This is a genomic window from Rhodobacter sp. P1_C2 (assembly GCF_056406375.1).
Genome location: NZ_JBFUAG010000003.1, coordinates 51,460 through 68,026 on the forward strand (window position 1 = coordinate 51,460; position 16,567 = coordinate 68,026).

Here is a 16,567-nt window from a genome sequence, read left to right on the forward strand (position 1 = left end):
TTCGCGAGAGGGGGGGAGGGGCCCGGACCTGCCGGACCCAGAGGATCACAGGATCAGAACTTGCCCTTGGGATAGGTGAGGGCAGCCACGCCCTTGAACTCGTCCGTCGGGTAGACGAATTGCAACTTGCCGTCCTTCCACTGGGTCATCAGGAAGGGCTTGTCCTTGGGCAGGCCGGTCTCGTCCCAGTTGAAGCGGCCGAGGATGGTCTTGACCGGGTCTTCCTTGGTGCGGGCATGCAGCCATTCGCCCATCTTGGCATTGTCGGTGCTGCCCGCGCCGATCATCGCCTGTTCGATGCCCTGGCAGACGGCGAAGGGAATGGCGCTGTCCTCGTCCGGCACGGCGCCATAGGCCGCCTGATGCGCCGCGACATAATCGGCGTTGGAGAAGGGCTTGCCGCCCAGCACCGATTCAAACGGCGCGTCCTTGTGCCAGGAGGTGTGGACCAGCACGCCATTGGCGCTGTCGCCGGTGCCCTCGGCATATTCGGCCTGGGTGCCTTGGCTGAGGTAAACCATCTTCGCCTCGGCATGGACGGTCTTGAGGGCGCGGGTCAGTTCGACCGCCTCATCCTCGGAGGCGGTCAGGCCGATGATCAGGTCGGGCTTGGATTGCTTGACCTGGTTGGCAAGGTTGAGCCAGTCGCTGAAGCCCTCCTCCGGCCATTTCTGCTGGAAGACCACCTTGATCCCGGCATCGGCCAGATAGCCCGGCGCAAGATCCGCCACCTCGGCACCCGAGGCAGGGTCCATCACCTTCTCGCCCATCAGCCCCGACCAGACGCCATTGGCAAAGAAGTCATCGGCCGAGATGATCGCAGCCGTCTGCGGCTTGTCGGCGGGCACCAGATCCTTGATCACGCCTTCCAGCGAGGCACCGACATATTCCGCGGCATTGGGCTGAAAGTAGAAGAGGTTCTTGTAGCCCTGCTTGTAGATCCGAAGCGCGCCACCCGCCGGCACCGCATGCACGAAACCGTTCTTTTCCAGGATGCTGGCGACCGGAAAGGTCAGGCGCGAGGAGAAGGTGCCATAGACCGCATCGACGCCATCGACATTGATGAACCGTTCATACTGGTTGATCGCGGTGGCCGGATCGGAGCGGTTGTCCGAGACGATCAGATCGACCTTGCGGCCCAGAATCCCGCCGCGCTCGTTGATCAGGTTGACGCAAAGCTCGTAACCCTGCTTGTGCTTGGTCCCCGCCACGGCAAAGCTTCCGGTCAGGGGCAGAGAGGCCCCGATCTTGATCGGCGCCTCCTCGGCCAGGGCCTGTGCGGCGATCAGCGCCGAAGCGGCCAGCGCCCCGATCATTGACTTGGTCTTCATGTCGTTCCTCCTCAAGGACATGTCACGCAATCGTTTGCGTGATCGGCGAAAGCTTTTCACCGGGAGGAGGCGCCAACCCGACAGACACGAAAGCGCCCTCCCCGGCGGTTCGGAATCTGGGCGTGGCCCCTCCCCCCGATGGCGCGACCGACCTCCTCAGCTCGGGCCGCGCAAACGATTGCACAAACCGTAGCGACTGGGTCAATCTGCGTCAAGATGGCAGATGCAACCGTTTGCGTGCGGCGGTTCGGTTGCCTATAGTGGGGAAATTGAACCCCGGGGGGTATATGAATAAACGTGTCACTCTCAAAGACATAGCGCGGGCAACCGGGGTGCATGTCTCGACCGTGTCGCGGGCACTGGACCCCAAGCGCGACACGCCGCTGACCGAAGATGTCGTCACCCGCATCCGCGAAACGGCGGAGAAACTCGGCTACCGGCCGAATCAGATCGCCTCCAGCCTGCGGACCCAGCGCACCATGACGATCGGCGTGATGATCCCCGACATCACCAACCTGATCTTCCCGCCGATCCTGCGCGGCATCGAAAGCGTGATGGAGCCTTTGGGCTATGCCTCGATCATCGTGAACACCGACAGCCAGAAGGGCCGCGAACAGCGCCTGGTGGAGATTTTGCAGGACCGGGGCGTCGATGGCATCATCCACACCGCCGTCTTGCTGGATGACCCGACCATCGTGCGCGCGGCGGCGGCGGGCTTGCCCGTGGTGACGCTGAACCGCAAGATCGAGGGGACCCAGATCCCCTATATCATCAACGACGAGACGGCGGGCATCAACGCGGTCTTCTCGCTGCTTTATGACAAGGGGCACCGCCGCATCGCCCATCTGGCCGGGCCGCGGGCGCTGTCGACCGGGCAGCTGCGGCTGGATGCTTTCCGCGCCGCCGCGCTCCGCAACGGGATTGACCCCGATAGCCTGATCATCATCGAAGCCAACCAATTCGACGAAAGCGATGGCCGCTGTGCCGCCGCCGATATCCTGCGCGCCGATCCCGGCACCACGGCGATCCTCTGCGCCAACGACCGGCTGGCGCTGGGGGCGATCGACCAGTGCCGGACCCTCGGCCTGCGCTGCCCCGAGGATATCTCGGTCACCGGTTTCAACGACATGCCCTTTCTGGACATGATCCCGCCGCGCCTGACCACGGTGCGCATCCAGCAATTCGACGCCGGGGTGGTTGCGGCCCGCCATATGGCTGCGATGTTGTCCGGGCGCGGTGCTACGGTGCCGATCGAAACCATCCTGCCGGTGCAGCTGATCGAACGCGACAGCGTGGCCGCGCCCAGAACAGAAGGACCTTGAGCCATGAGCATCACCAAAGCCGGCACCATTCCCTCGTCCCGCGGCCCGGAATCCTATTTCACCGGGCAGGTGCGATTCGATTCGCCCTTCAAGGCCGCGGCCCCGGCCCGCGTCTCGGGCGTCACGGTCACCTTCGAACCCGGCGCGCGGACCGCCTGGCACACCCATCCCTTGGGCCAGACCCTGCTGGTGACCGCAGGCCTCGGCTGGATGCAGATCGAGGGTGGCCCGGTGGAAGAGATTCGCGCCGGCGACACGGTCTGGTTCGCCCCCGGCGTGCGGCACTGGCATGGCGCCAGCCCCACCGTCGCCATGACCCATATCGCGATTGCCGAGATGCTGGACGGCTCTGCCGTGACCTGGCTCGAACATGTCACCGCGGCGGAGTACCAGCGCTGAGGACTTGCGACCTCCAAGCACCAAGGGGTGCGCCGCTTTCGCGACGCAACCCTTGGTATTTCTGGAAGATTTGGTGAGCCGGTCGGGATCCGAACCCGAGACCTACTGATTAAAAGTCAGTTGCTCTACCGGCTGAGCTACCGGCCCACTGCGGCGCTGACTAAGCAAAGCTGCGGGGGACGTCAACCCCGATCATCGCACTTTTTTCGGAAGGGAGATTTTGCATGGTGAGCCGTGCAGGATTCGAACCTGCGACAAGCTGATTAAGAGTCAGCTGCTCTACCAACTGAGCTAACGGCCCCATGCGGGGGCGGATTTAGCGCCATCGCGGCGGGTCCGCAAGGGCAGGCGCCAGACTTTTCGTCGCCGACTGGCAAAACAATGCGGTCGGGCGTATATGCGCCGGATGGACAAGACAGATTCTCACCGCGCCGCCCAAGGCGGACTCGGCTTCATGAAGATGCATGGGGCGGGCAATGATTTTGTGATCATCGATTCGCGCGGGCGCGCGGCGGTGGTGACGGAAGGGCTGGCCAAGGCTCTGGGCGACCGCAACCGGGGCGTGGGATTCGATCAGCTGGCCGAGATTCGCTCGGCCGAGGATGCCGACTTCATCCTGGATTTCTGGAACAACGATGGCAGCCGGGCCGAGGCCTGCGGCAATGCCACACGCTGCGTGTCGGATTATGTGATGCAGGGGCTGGGGCGCGACAGCGTCGATCTGGTGACGGTGCGCGGCAGATTGTCGGCGCGGCGGCTGGCCGATGGCCGCGTCTCGGTCAACATGGGCGCGCCGCAGCGCGACTGGACCGAGGTGCCCCTGGCCCATGCAGTCGACACGCTGCACCTGCCGCTGCCGGGCGATCCGGTGGCTGTCGGCATGGGCAACCCGCATTGCGTGTTCTTCGTCCCCGATGCCGAGGCGGTCGACCTGCCCGCCCGTGGCCCCGCGCTGGAGCATGATCCCCTCTTCCCGCAACGGACCAATGTCGAGTTCGCCTCCGTTCTGGGGCCGGATCATTTGCGCATGCGCGTTTGGGAACGTGGCGCGGGCGTCACGCTCGCCTGCGGCTCGGGTGCCTGTGCGACGGCGGTGGCGGCGCATCTGCGCGGCTTGACCGGGCGCAAGGTGCGGCTGGACCTTGACGGTGGCGTGCTGGAGATCGACTGGCGCGAGGATGGCGTCTGGATGACCGGCCCGGTGGCGCGTGTCTTTGACGGCTGGCTTTCGGCCGATTATCTGGCGGCAAACGCATGAACGCCGATGTGAAACCTCCGGTCTTTGCGACGCTGGGTTGCCGGCTGAACGCCTACGAATCCGAAGCGATGAAAGAACTGGCTGAAGCTGCTGGCCTTTCCGGCGCGGTGATTGTGAACACTTGTGCGGTAACTGCCGAGGCGGTCCGCAAGGCCAAGCAGGAAATCCGCCGCCTTGCGCGGGAAAACCCCGGTGCGGCGATGATCGTGACCGGTTGCGCCGCCCAGACCGAGCCCGAGACTTTCGCCGAAATGCCCGAGGTGACGCGGGTGATCGGCAACCACGAGAAGATGCAGGCCGAGACCTGGACCGGGCTTTCCGCCCCGAACGTGCCCGATCTGATCGGCGTGACCGAGAAGATCCAGGTCGATGACATCATGTCGGTGCGCGAGACTGCGGGCCACCTGATCGACGGCTTCGGCCGCCAGCGCGCCTATGTCCAGGTGCAGAACGGCTGCGACCACCGCTGCACCTTCTGCATCATCCCCTATGGCCGCGGCAACTCGCGCTCGGTGCCTGCGGGTGTGGTGGTCGAACAGGTCAAGCGTCTGGTGGACAAGGGCTTTTCCGAAGTTGTTCTGACCGGCGTCGACCTCACCTCCTGGGGCGCGGACCTGCCCGGGACGCCGCATCTGGGCGACCTCGTGCTGAAGCTTCTGCGCCTGACGACGATTGCCCGGCTGCGGATTTCCTCGATCGATTCGATCGAGGCCGACCCCGCGCTGATGGAGGCGATCGCCACCGAACCCCGCTTGATGCCGCATCTGCATCTGAGCCTGCAGGCCGGCGACAACATGATCCTGAAGCGGATGAAGCGCCGCCATCTGCGCGAGGATTCGATCCACTTCTGCGAAGAAGCACGCAGCCTGCGCCCCGACATGATCTTCGGCGCCGACCTGATCGCCGGTTTCCCGACTGAAACCGAAGAGATGTTCACAAACTCGCTGAAGCTGGTCGAGGATTGCGGCCTGACCTTCCTCCACGTCTTCCCCTTCAGCCCGCGCAAGGGCACGCCTGCGGCCCGGATGCCGCAGGTCAAGGGGCCGGAGATCAAGGCGCGCGCCGCACGTCTGCGGGCCGCGGGCGATTCGGCGCTGCTGCGGCACCTGCAGGCGCAACAGGGGCAGACCCACCAGGTCCTGATCGAAAACCCGCGTCTCGGCCGCACGGCGCAGTTCACCGAGGTGAGCTTTGCCAGCGACCAGACCGAGGGCGCCATCGTCACCACCCGGATCACCGGCCATGCCGAGGGCCGACTGCTGGGCCTGCCGCTGTAAGCGCCTCAGCTTTGGCGGATCGTGTCGCCGGGCTGCAGGGTCGGGAAAAGCTCCACCACCTCTGGGCCAAGGTCGGGGTTTTCGTTACGCGCCGCGATGATCTGCGCCGCCCGCCGCCCGATCTTGAGCCGGCAGGCGTCCATCGTGGCGAGCCGGCGCGGCAGACCGTCGAGCAATTCCACCCCGTTGAACCCGGCAAGACCAACCTTGCCCGGCACGTCGATCCCCTGATCCAGACAGTACAAAAGCCCGCCTGCCCCGATCATGTCGTTGGAATAATAGAGAAAATCCACATCCGGATTGCGCCGCAACACCGAGGCCGTCATCTCGCGCCCCTTCAGAAGCGCCGAGCCGCCGTCGTAATATTCGCGGTCCACCAGCGTCATTCCGGCACGTTTCAGGGCCTCTTCAAACCCTTCCAGCCGCTTCTTGGCGCGGAAATCATTGGGCATCTGCGTCCCCAGAAAGGCGATCCGCTTGTAGCCCGAGGCCATGATCGCCTCGGCCATCTGCCGACCCGCGCGGCGGTGCGAAATGCCGACCGCGCTGTCGACGGCGGCACCGTCGATGTCCATCACCTCAACGATCGGAATGCCCGCCTGCGCCAGCATGGCCCGCGAGGCGGCGCTATGCTCCAACCCGGCGAGAATCACCCCCGAGGGGCGCCAGGACAGCATCTCGTACAGGACCTTCTCCTCGCGGTCCGGCAGGTAGTTGGTCACGCCGACGACCGGCTGCAGGCCCGTGTTGTCGAGAATTTCGGAAATGCCGGTCATCACCTCGGGGAAGACCATGTTGGACAGCGAGGGGATGATCACCCCCACAAGATTGACCCGCTGGCTGGCCAGGGCGCCGGCGATCTTGTTGGGCACATAGCCCAGCATCCGGGCGGCCTGCAGCACCCTCTCCCGCGTGGTATCCGAGACGTCGCCGCGGTTGCGCAAGACGCGGCTCACCGTCATCTCGCTGACGCCCGAAGCCTCGGAAACATCCCGGAGCGTCAAAGTGCGGCGTGGTTCGGGAGCAGTAGCCTTGGTCACCGTGGTATCCTTCTTTTCACGAATGTTAGCGCCAAATGTTTCGCTTGTCCAAGAGCGGATTCCACGCTATGTTACCGCTAACAAGGCTTGAAAAAGGCCCTGATAGAATCTGTTGCGTCCTGCAAGCTCTCACTTCGGACGCGGCGGACCCAGAGGGGGAGTGGTGGGCCAAATTCACTCCCCCTTTTCTTTTCCAAAAGCGTTGCATGGCGGGGCGTTTTCGGCGACAAGCCCGACAGGTCTGGCCGCTTTGCCGGGTAAGGCCTCGTAGCTCAGGGGATAGAGCGGCCGCCTCCTAAGCGGCAGGTCGATGGTTCGAATCCATCCGGGGTCACCAGACTGTTCCCGCAAGGAAAAGGGGGCCGAAGCCCCCTCGCCTAGATATCCAGATGTTCGACGTTCAGCGCATTGGCCTGGATGAAATCGCGCCGCGGTTCGACCACATCGCCCATCAGCTTGGTGAAGATGTCATCGGCCTCGGCCAGGTCATCGACCTTGACCTGCAGAAGGGTGCGCGCCTCGGGGTCGAGCGTGGTTTCCCAGAGCTGCCCCGGATTCATCTCGCCCAGACCCTTGTAGCGTTGCAGGGACAGGCCCTTTTCGCCCTCGGCCAGGACGGATTTCAAGAGATCGACTGGACCATAGACCGGCTGGTCGCGTTCCTTGCGCACAAGGCGGCCCGGCGCGCGGTAAACTTCACGGTCGCGCTGCGAGATGGCGGAGAGACGCCGCGCCTCGCCCGAGCGCAGGACGGCGCCATCCAGCGTGCGCAACTCCTCCACCCCGCGCAGGATGCGCGACAGGCGGATGCCGTGGTCCTGCGTGATGCGGCCGTTCCAGCCGCGCTCGAACTCCGGGGCCACGAGGTTCAGGCGGCGCGCCACCTGATCGGCCACGGCCTGCAGATCGCCGTCGATGCTGCCCGGGTCGAAGGCGCCAGCCAGGGCGGCCTGCTCGAGGATGGCCCGGGGGTAGTGGGTCGGGAAAGCGTCCAGCACACGACGGAAGGCGCGCGCGCCCTCGATGACGCGGGCAAGGTCGGCCCCGGCGATTTCCTCGCCCGAGGCGAGGCGCAGGATGGCGCCCTCAACGCCCATCTCGATCAGGTAATCGTCCAGCGCGGCCTGATCCTTCAGGTAAACCTCTGATTTCCCACGCGCCACTTTGTAAAGCGGCGGCTGCGCGATGTAGAGGTAACCGCCCTCGATCAGCTCCGGCATCTGGCGGAAGAAGAAGGTCAGCAGCAGCGTCCGGATATGCGCGCCGTCCACGTCGGCGTCGGTCATGATGACGACTTTGTGGTAGCGCAGCTTCTTGATGTCGAACTCGTCACGGCCAATGCCGGTGCCAAGTGCTGTGATCAGGGTGCCGATCTCCTGGCTGCCCAGCATCCGGTCAAAGCGGGCACGCTCTACGTTGAGGATCTTGCCGCGCAGGGGCAGGACGGCCTGATTGGAGCGCGAGCGGCCCTGCTTGGCGCTGCCACCGGCCGAGTCGCCCTCGACGAGGAAGATCTCGGACTTGGCGGGATCGCGTTCCTGGCAATCGGCAAGCTTGCCAGGCAGGCTCGCCACGTCCAGCGCGGTCTTGCGCCGGGTCAGGTCGCGCGCCTTGCGGGCGGCCTCACGCGCCAGGGCGGCCTCGATGATCTTGCCGACGATGATGCGGGCGGGGCCGGGATTTTCCTCGAACCATTCGCCGAGCTTTTCATTGACGAGGTTTTCCACCGCCGGGCGCACTTCGGAGGAAACCAGCTTGTCCTTGGTCTGGCTGGAGAATTTCGGGTCCGGCACCTTGACCGACAGGACGCAGGTCAGCCCCTCGCGGGCGTCATCGCCGGTGAAGTCGATCTTTTCCTTCTTCGCGATGCCCGAGGACTGCGCATAGGCGTTGATCGTGCGGGTCAGCGCGCCGCGGAAACCGGCGAGGTGCGTGCCGCCATCGCGCTGCGGAATGTTGTTTGTGAACGGCAGGACGTTTTCATGGTAGCTGTCGTTCCACCACATCGCGACCTCGACCCCGATGCCGTTCTTCTCGCCGATCATGTAGATCGGCTCGGGCATCACGGGCTGTTTGGAACGGTCGATGTATTTGACGAACTCGCGCACGCCGCCTTCGTACAGCATCTCGACATGCAGCGGCTCGGCCGGGCGGTCATCCTCCAGCACGATTTTCACACCGGAGTTCAGGAATGCCAGCTCGCGCAGGCGGACCTCCAGCGTCTTGAACTGGTAGTCGAGGTTCGAGAAGGTGCCGTCCGCCCGGTTGGTCTTGGCCGAGGCGAGAAAGCGCACCTCGGTGCCCTTGCGGCCCGGTGCGGGGCCGACGGGATGGACGTGGACGGTGCAATCGCCGAACTCGAACCGGGCGTTGTATTCGGTGTCGTTGCGCCAGACCGTCAGCTCCAGCCATTCCGACAGGGCGTTCACGACCGAGACGCCAACCCCGTGCAGACCGCCGGAGACCTTGTAGGCATTGCCGGATTCGTCGGTGTTGTTGAATTTGCCGCCGGCGTGCAGCTGGGTCATGATGACCTCGGCCGCTGAGACGCCCTCTTCCTCATGCATGTCGACCGGGATGCCGCGCCCGTTGTCGCGCACGGAAACGCTGCCGTCGGCGTGAATTTTCACGCTGACTTCGGTCGCATGTCCGGCCAGGGCCTCGTCGATGCCGTTGTCGACGACCTCATAGACCATGTGATGCAGACCCGAGCCATCGTCGGTGTCGCCGATATACATGCCGGGGCGTTTGCGAACCGCATCTAACCCCTTGAGAACCTTGATGGAACTTGCGCCGTAGCTTTCGGTCTTGTTGGGCTCTTCAGCCATGTGCACTGCACCCCTTGATAAGCCTGCAACTTATAGCGATTGCGGGGGGGAATGTCACGACTTGGGCACAAGATTTGGGGTCAGATGAAGGGAATTACGACGGCCACAAGGATCAGAAGCGTGCCGGAAATCCGGTTGAGGATCTGCACCCGCTCGGGGCTGGACAGAAAGCCGCGGACTTTGCCGAGAAACCCGGCGAGGGCGAGGTTTCCGGCCAGCGGGACCGTGACCGAGATGGCCAGAATGGCCGCGGTATCGGCGGTGGTCAGCTTGGAAAGGTCGCCGAAAAAGCCGGGCAGAACCGTCATGTAGAAGAGAATCGCCTTCGGGTTGCCAATCACCGCGGCCACCCCGGTCATGAAACCGGCCAGCCGCCCCGGACGCGTCAGCTTGCTGTCCGCCGACATCAGCGCGCCGGATTTCAGGATCAAAAGCACGCCCATCACCGCAAAGGTCGCCGCCGCCACCCAGCGCAGGATGTGCAGCGCATCGCCATAGACCGACAGGACCCAGCTCATCCCCATGATCGCGACCAGCGGCCAAAGGCAATCGCCCAGCGTCACCCCCACCGCAAGCGGCCAGGCCGCCGCAAAGCCCCCCGACAGGGCCCGCGCCAGCAAAGCCACCCAGACCGGCCCCGGCACGGCCCAAAGCCCCGCCAATCCCAGCGCGTAAAGTCCAAGCTCGGCCAATGTCAGCGTCATCAAACGTCTCTTTCCGGGGAAATTGTGGTCGCAAGGGTTTCCCATGACGCCGCAGCAAAAGGCAAGCCCCCGCGCCCTTCCGGGCGTTCGTTAACCCTGTCGCACGGCGCTTTCACCCGCGTCCTCGGTCACCGTCAGATACTGCGCCCGGTCGCCCATGGCATCGAACAGGCCGGGCTCGGTCCCGGTCATCAGGGCCTGCGCGCCCAGAAGGCAGATCTCGTCATAAAGGGCGGCGCGGCGCCCGGCGTCCAGATGCGCCGCCACCTCATCGAACAGCAGGACCGGCGGCTGGCCCAGATCCGCCGCCAGCGCCCGCGCATTGGCGAGTATCAGGCTGATCAGCAAGGCCTTCTGCTCGCCGGTCGAACATTGGTCGGCCTCCACCCCCTTGGCCCGGTAGGTCGCACGCAGATCCACCCGGTGCGGCCCGGCCAGCGTGCGGCCCGCGGCCATATCGCGCCTGCGCCCCTGCGCCAGCGCCTCGGCGAGGTCCTCCGGCATTTCGCCCTCCAGTCGCAGATCGGCCTGCGGAAAGGCCGTCTCGGCCCCCTGCTGCGCCGCAAGCAGGCGCTCCAGCGCCCTCTGGCGGTTTGCGGTGATCTGGGCCGCCGCCTCCACCATCCGCGCCTCGAGCGCCCCATACCAGAAGGGGTCGCTCTGCCCCTCCTTCAACAAGCGGTTGCGGTCGCGCATCGCCTTTTCGTAGGCCAGCGAGGCCTCCGCATGGTCGGGCGCAAAGCTCAGCGTCATGCGGTCCAGAAAGCGCCGCCGCCCCTCGGCGGCCTCGATCCACAGCCGGTCCATCGCCGGCACCAGCCACAGGATGCGCAGGATGCGGCCCAGGGTGGTCTGGGTCGCGGCCTTGTCGTCGATCCGCACCTCGCGCCCGGCATCCCGTTCGGCCCAGGTCTCGACCTTGTGCGAGGAGCCGCCCAGCCCGCGCACCTCGGCCGCGACCTTCCAACCCAGGGCCTCCGGCCGCCGCGCCATCTCGGCATTGGCGGCGCGCCGCAGGCCACGCCCCGGCGACAGAAGAGAGATCGCCTCCAGAATATTGGTCTTGCCCGCCCCATTCGGCCCGGAGATCGCCACCGGCCTGCCATCAAAGGCCAGCCGCAGGGCGCGATGGCTGCGGAAATGCGACAGGGTCAGGGCGGCAATGGCCAAACCACTCACCGGCTCACCCCTTTCATACTTGCACAAATATCCCGGGGAGTCCGGGGGCAGCGCCCCCGGCCAGACTCAGACCCGCATCGGCATGACGACATAGGTCGCCGACATGTCATTGCCTTCGCGCATCAGGGTCGGATCGCCCGAGGAGTTGAACAGGAAGACCGCATTTTCCCGATCGACCTGGCCCGCAATCTCCAAAAGGTACTTGGCGTTGAAGCCGATCTCCAGCCGTTCGGCATCATAGGCGACGGCCAGCTCCTCCTCGGCGGCGCCAGAATCAGGCGCGTTGACCGACAGGATCAGCCGGTCGTCCTCCAAGGTCAGCTTCACCGCGCGCGAGCGTTCCGAAGACACCGTCGCCACGCGGTCCACCGCCTTGGCGAACTCGGCCGCATCGACCTCCAGCCGGCGGGTGTTGCCGGTCGGGATCACGCGCGAATAGTCGGGGAAGGTGCCGTCGATGACTTTCGAGGTCAGCGTGACGCCCGGCGTGGCAAAGCGAACTTTCGTTTCGGAAACCGAAACCGCGATCTGCGCGTCGTCGTCATCCAGCAGCTTGCGCAGCTCGCCCACGGTCTTGCGCGGCACGATCACGCCCGGCATCGCGGCGGCATTTTCCGGCAGGGCGGCGTCGATCTGCGCCAGACGATGGCCATCGGTCGCCACACAGCGCAGCACCGGGCCGTCCGCGGACTTGGCGACATGCATATAGACGCCGTTCAGGTAATACCTTGTTTCCTCGGTCGAAATCGCGAATTTCGCCTTGTCGAACAGCCGCCGCAGCACCGGCGCCGGGGCGGTGAAGTTGGTGGCATATTCCGAGCTGGCCATGACCGGGAAATCCTCGCGCGGCAGGGTCGCGAGGTTGAAATTCGACCGGCCCGCCGCAATCGCCAGACGGCCAGCCGCCGCATCATCGATCAGGCTGACCAAGGCGCCATCGGGGAGTTTGCGAACGATCTCGTGCAGCATCACCGCCGAGACGGTCGTGGCGCCCGAACGCTCCACCATGGCGGGGGCGCGATCGACCACTTCGATATCGAGATCGGTGGCGCGGAAGGACACGGTATTGCCCTCGGCCTCGATCAGCACATTGGCCAGGATCGGGATCGTGTTGCGGCGCTCGACCACCGATTGCGCCTGGGCCAGGGCCTTCAGAAGTGCCGCGCGTTCGATCGAGAGTTTCATCGTCCCATCCCTTTGTCTTGCCGCGTCTTGAAGCGCGGGGCCTTGAACCTAGCGGGTTTCCGCCAATTCACAAGGCCCTGAGCGTGGCTGTGGCCCCGACCCGCGCTGGTTTTGCATCAGCTGCGGGGCCGAAAGGCCCCAGCGGGCACATTTCAGCTTTGCAGCAAGCGCTTGAGCAGTTGCAGATCGTCGGAAAGCTGGCTGTCGGTGGCCATCAGCTCCTCGATCTTCTTCACGCCATGCATGATCGTGGTGTGATCGCGCCCGCCAAAACGGCGGCCGATTTCAGGAAGCGAGCGCGAAGTCAGCTGCTTGGCCAGGTACATCGCGACCTGACGCGGCCGGGCGATGTTGCGCAGGCGCTTCGGCCCGATCATGTCGGAGAGGCGGATGTTGTAATGCTCGGCCACCTTGCGCTGGATCTCTTCGATCGTCAGCTTGCGGTCCGAGGCGCGCAGGATGTCGGCGAGGCAGTCCTGCGCCAGATCCATGGTGATTTCACGGCCCACCAGCGAGGCGAAGGCGAAAAGCCGGGTCAGGGCGCCTTCCAGCACACGCACGTTGGTGGTGATGCGATGGGCGAGGAATTCCAGCACGCCCGATGCGATCTGCAGGCCCTTGTACTGGCTGCGGTAATGTTCGGCCTTGGTTTGCAGGATACCTAACCGCAGTTCGTAATCGGTCGGGTGCAGGTCCACGACGAGGCCGCATTGCAGGCGCGACTTGATGCGCTCTTCCAGATCCTTGATCTCGCCCGGGGCGCGGTCGGCGGAAATCACGATCTGCTTGTTCTGATCGACCAGCGCGTTGAAGGTGTGGAAAAACTCTTCCTGGGTCGAATCCTTGCCGGCGATGAATTGCACGTCATCGACCATCAGCACATCGACCGAGCGGAAAATCTCCTTGAAATCCATGATCTGGCGTTCGCGCAGGGCCTGGACGAAGCGGTACATGAACTGTTCGGCGGACAGGTAGAGCACGCGAAGCTCGGGTTGGCGGGCCTGCAGCTCATGCGCGATGGCATGCATCAGGTGGGTCTTGCCGAGGCCGACGCCGCCATAAAGGAACAGGGGGTTGAAGGCGACCGGGCCGCCTTCGGCGACACGGCGGGCGGCGGCATGGGCCAGTTCGTTCGGCTTGCCGACGACGAAGCTGTCGAAGGTGAAACGCGAATCGAGCGGCGCGCCGGGCAGTTCTTCATTCTCCGGACGGGTCGGGCGCGACAGCGGGCGGGCGGTGGTTTTCTTGGCGTCGGGCTTGGCTTCCGGCTTGGGCTCGCCCTCGCGGCCGACGGCAAATTCCACGCGGCTGACTTCGGCGCCGTTCTGCTGCAGCTGGTTCAGAATCTGATCGGCAAAATTGCGCGAGACCCAATTGCCGAAAAACGTGCTCGGCACTTCAAAATGCGCCACGCCGTTGCGCAGCGCCGCGAGTTTCAGAGGCTCGATCCAGGTCGTGTAATTGTTGTGGCCGACTCGTGCGACCAAATTTTCCCGTGCACGTCCCCAAGTCTCTTGCGTCATCTGTTCCGTCCAGGGCCTGACCAGCGCAGATGCCGGTGACCCTTCCTTTGCTGTTTACCTGCCCGACTCCTCGTGACCTGGGGGCCACACGCAACCGCACCAGAGCTTTCGGCTCTGGCGGGAAAATCGTGCCTTCGGACACTGAAAAAGCATCGGCCGCCAAAAGACTGCGGACCAGCTGTCATTTCCAGACTGCAACGGGAGAAACCCGCCGCATTATACCAAGGTGTTGATCACAAACAACTTTCTGTCTTTAACGGCTTAGCTTGGCAGCGCTCGCCCGCAGATATTCGGTCCGTGATTCCTTGTTGTCCCCCAAGTCGACGTGAATCGCTTATTCAACGTACCAAGTCCGCAAGGGGCAGGGCAATCGAACTTCTCGCTTGACAGAGGCGGCGCTCAACCGAATCCAAGGCCTCTGGCAAAAGAGCAACGCCACCCCGATTTTGCGGCATTTTGCGACCCAAAATGCAAAAAACGCACCCGAGTCGGATGCGTTTTTCAATTCAAATCGGAAAGGTCTCAGACCGCAGCAGCGGCGCCGAGGACCTTCACGCGGTGGTTCAGGCGCGAGATTTTGCGCGCAACGGTGTTCTTGTGCAGAACGCCTTTCGTGACGCCGCGCATCACTTCGGGCTGAGCGGCTTTCAGCGCAGCGGCGGCTGCAGCCTGATCGCCAGAAGCCAGGGCTTCTTCAACTTTACGAACGAAGGTGCGGATCCGCGAGCGGCGCGCCTTGTTCACATCTTGGCGTGCCACGGATTGGCGGGCGCGCTTCTTGGACTGGGCGGTGTTTGCCATATCGTTATCGGTGTCCGTTTGCGTAGGTATTGATCTGAAGCCGGGGCTATAGATGCGACTCGGGGCTTAGTCAACCGTCAAACGTCATTTGTCCCGGAAGACGGGGGCACGTTTCTCCATAAAAGCCTGCATGCCTTCCTTCTGATCCTCGGTCGCGAAGGCCGCGTGGAACTGGCGGCGTTCGAACAGCAGACCTTCGGCAAGCGAGGTTTCAAAGGCGCGGTTGACCGATTCTTTCGCGGCCTTGACGGCAAGCTGGGACTTTGCGGCGATTGTAGCCGCGGTTTTCAACGCTTCCGTGACAAGATCGGCCATCGGGATGATCCGCGCCACCAGACCCGCGCGTTCGGCCTCTGCCGCATCCATCATCCGGCCGGTCAGGTTCAACTCCATCGCCTTGGCCTTGCCGATCACGCGGGTCAGCCTTTGAGTGCCCCCCATGCCGGCAAGAACGCCGATATTGACCTCGGGCTGGCCGAATCGGGCAGTGTCGGAGGCGAGGATGAAATCGCACAGCATCGCCAGCTCGCAGCCCCCGCCGAGGCAATAGCCCGAGACGGCGGCGATGATCGGCTTGCGGATCTTGGCGATGGTCTGCGCCTCGACCCCGAAGAGATCGGCGGTGACGACCTCGGCATAGGTCATAGCGGCCATCTGCTTGATGTCGGCGCCCGCCGCGAAAGCCTTGTCCGAGCCGGTCAGGACGATGCAGCGCACCTCCGGGTTGGCATCTGCCTCGGTCAGGGTCTGGGCCAGTTCGGCCATCAGCGTCGCGTTCAGCGCGTTCAGCGCCTCGGGCCGGTTGAGGCGGATCAGAAGCACGGGGCCGTGGGTTTCAAGAAGCAGGGTCTGCATGGGTCACCTCTGACAATTCGGGCAATAGAACGACGAGCGGCCCGATTGCACAAGCCGTGCAATAGGCGTGCCGCAGGTCAGGCAGGGTTCACCCTCGCGGTCATAGACGCGGAAGGTGTGCTGGAAATACCCAAGCTCGCCATCGGCCTGACGATAATCGCGGAGGGAGGAGCCGCCGGCCTCGATCGCCTCGGTCAGAACCTCGCGGATCAGCGGGACAAGGAGGGCGACCTCCGCCGGGGTCACATCGCGGGCCAGACGGGTGGGCGCGATCCGGGCGCGGTAAAGCACCTCGCAGACATAGATATTGCCGAGGCCGGAGACGAGGGTCTGATCCAGCAGCGCGGATTTGATCGGCGTGGCCCGCCCCTGCAGGCGAGCGGCAAGATAGGTTTCGTTGAAGGCGTTGCCCAAAGGCTCGGGCCCAAGGCCCGCCAGCAGCTTGTGCGCGGTCCAGCCCTCGGTCGGCATCAGGTCCATCGCGCCAAAGCGGCGGGCGTCGTTGAAGGTCACCCGCGCGCCATTGCCCATCTGCAGGACCACATGGTCATGCTTCTGCGGCACCGGATGGGGATGGTGAAACTCTCCCACCACGGCGCCGGAAATCAGCATCCGCCCCGACATGCCAAGATGGATGAGCAGCGTCTCCGACGAGGAGAGATCCGCCAGGATATATTTCGACCGCCGCCGCAGGCTCAGCACCGTCTGGCCGCCAAGTCGTTCGGCCATCCGCTCCGGCAGGGGAAAGCGCAGGTCAGGCCGGTTGACGGCGGCGGTTTCGATCACCTGCCCTTCCATCACCGGCAGAAGGCCACGCCGGACGGTTTCGACTTCGGGCAGTTCGGGCATCCCGGGTTTCCCATGG

Annotated in this window: 14 protein-coding genes and 3 tRNA genes; 5 read left to right on the forward strand and 12 right to left on the reverse strand. The window is 64.4% G+C overall.

The window, feature by feature from the left end; genetic code table 11:
* Positions 1-53: 53 nt before the first annotated feature.
* On the reverse strand, positions 54-1,331 hold the full coding sequence (locus AC1DZT_RS05250) for an amino acid ABC transporter substrate-binding protein (protein ID WP_478005562.1): 1,278 nt from the start codon (positions 1,329-1,331) through the stop codon (positions 54-56).
* A 287-nt stretch (positions 1,332-1,618) separates the two neighbouring features.
* On the opposite strand from AC1DZT_RS05250, the gene AC1DZT_RS05255 reads away from it, so the two are divergent.
* Positions 1,619-2,653 carry a LacI family DNA-binding transcriptional regulator gene (locus AC1DZT_RS05255; protein WP_478005563.1) on the forward strand — a complete coding sequence of 345 codons (1,035 nt, stop codon included), beginning with the start codon at positions 1,619-1,621 and terminating at the stop codon, positions 2,651-2,653.
* Between the two features lie 3 nt (positions 2,654-2,656).
* Positions 2,657-3,052: a (R)-mandelonitrile lyase gene (locus AC1DZT_RS05260; protein WP_478005564.1), complete on the forward strand. Its 396-nt coding sequence runs from the start codon at positions 2,657-2,659 to the stop codon at positions 3,050-3,052.
* Between the two features lie 71 nt (positions 3,053-3,123).
* Here the strand turns inward: AC1DZT_RS05260 and AC1DZT_RS05265 are convergent.
* Positions 3,124-3,199: transfer RNA gene (locus tag AC1DZT_RS05265), tRNA-Lys, on the reverse strand.
* Between the two features lie 78 nt (positions 3,200-3,277).
* Positions 3,278-3,353: transfer RNA gene (locus AC1DZT_RS05270), tRNA-Lys, on the reverse strand.
* A gap of 153 nt (positions 3,354-3,506) precedes the next feature.
* On the opposite strand from AC1DZT_RS05270, the gene dapF reads away from it, so the two are divergent.
* Positions 3,507-4,310, forward strand: a complete 804-nt coding sequence (gene dapF / locus AC1DZT_RS05275) for a diaminopimelate epimerase (protein ID WP_478005565.1) — start codon at positions 3,507-3,509, stop codon at positions 4,308-4,310.
* A gap of 8 nt (positions 4,311-4,318) precedes the next feature.
* Positions 4,319-5,587, forward strand: coding sequence for a tRNA (N(6)-L-threonylcarbamoyladenosine(37)-C(2))-methylthiotransferase MtaB (mtaB, locus tag AC1DZT_RS05280; RefSeq protein ID WP_478005911.1), 1,269 nt, complete (start codon positions 4,319-4,321; stop codon positions 5,585-5,587).
* 5 nt (positions 5,588-5,592) lie between these two features.
* Here the strand turns inward: mtaB and AC1DZT_RS05285 are convergent, their stop codons facing one another.
* Positions 5,593-6,627, reverse strand: coding sequence for a LacI family DNA-binding transcriptional regulator (locus tag AC1DZT_RS05285; protein ID WP_478005566.1), 1,035 nt, complete (start codon positions 6,625-6,627; stop codon positions 5,593-5,595).
* 261 nt (positions 6,628-6,888) lie between these two features.
* Between AC1DZT_RS05285 and AC1DZT_RS05290 the strand changes: the two genes are divergently transcribed.
* Positions 6,889-6,964: transfer RNA gene (locus AC1DZT_RS05290), tRNA-Arg, on the forward strand.
* Between the two features lie 40 nt (positions 6,965-7,004).
* On the opposite strand, the gene gyrB is transcribed toward AC1DZT_RS05290, so the two are convergent.
* The 8 genes from gyrB to mutM all read right to left on the reverse strand — a co-directional run bounded on the left by gyrB (position 7,005) and on the right by mutM (position 16,551).
* Positions 7,005-9,455, reverse strand: coding sequence for a DNA topoisomerase (ATP-hydrolyzing) subunit B (gene gyrB, locus AC1DZT_RS05295; protein WP_478005567.1), 2,451 nt, complete (start codon positions 9,453-9,455; stop codon positions 7,005-7,007).
* 80 nt (positions 9,456-9,535) lie between these two features.
* A complete protein-coding gene (locus tag AC1DZT_RS05300; protein WP_478005568.1) occupies positions 9,536-10,159 on the reverse strand; it encodes a LysE family translocator in 624 nt (207 codons plus the stop codon).
* Between the two features lie 90 nt (positions 10,160-10,249).
* Positions 10,250-11,338 carry a DNA replication/repair protein RecF gene (gene recF / locus AC1DZT_RS05305; RefSeq protein WP_478005569.1) on the reverse strand — a complete coding sequence of 363 codons (1,089 nt, stop codon included), beginning with the start codon at positions 11,336-11,338 and terminating at the stop codon, positions 10,250-10,252.
* Between the two features lie 66 nt (positions 11,339-11,404).
* Positions 11,405-12,523, reverse strand: a complete 1,119-nt coding sequence (dnaN, locus tag AC1DZT_RS05310; RefSeq protein ID WP_478005570.1) for a DNA polymerase III subunit beta — start codon at positions 12,521-12,523, stop codon at positions 11,405-11,407.
* A 152-nt stretch (positions 12,524-12,675) separates the two neighbouring features.
* Positions 12,676-14,046 carry a chromosomal replication initiator protein DnaA gene (dnaA, locus tag AC1DZT_RS05315; protein ID WP_478005571.1) on the reverse strand — a complete coding sequence of 457 codons (1,371 nt, stop codon included), beginning with the start codon at positions 14,044-14,046 and terminating at the stop codon, positions 12,676-12,678.
* Positions 14,047-14,568: 522 nt separating this feature from the next.
* Entirely contained in the window at positions 14,569-14,847 is a 279-nt protein-coding gene (gene rpsT, locus AC1DZT_RS05320; protein WP_477998811.1) for a 30S ribosomal protein S20, read from the reverse strand.
* 84 nt (positions 14,848-14,931) lie between these two features.
* Positions 14,932-15,702, reverse strand: coding sequence for an enoyl-CoA hydratase-related protein (locus AC1DZT_RS05325; protein WP_478005572.1), 771 nt, complete (start codon positions 15,700-15,702; stop codon positions 14,932-14,934).
* 3 nt (positions 15,703-15,705) lie between these two features.
* Positions 15,706-16,551, reverse strand: a complete 846-nt coding sequence (mutM, locus tag AC1DZT_RS05330) for a bifunctional DNA-formamidopyrimidine glycosylase/DNA-(apurinic or apyrimidinic site) lyase (protein ID WP_478005573.1) — start codon at positions 16,549-16,551, stop codon at positions 15,706-15,708.
* Positions 16,552-16,567 lie beyond the last annotated feature (16 nt).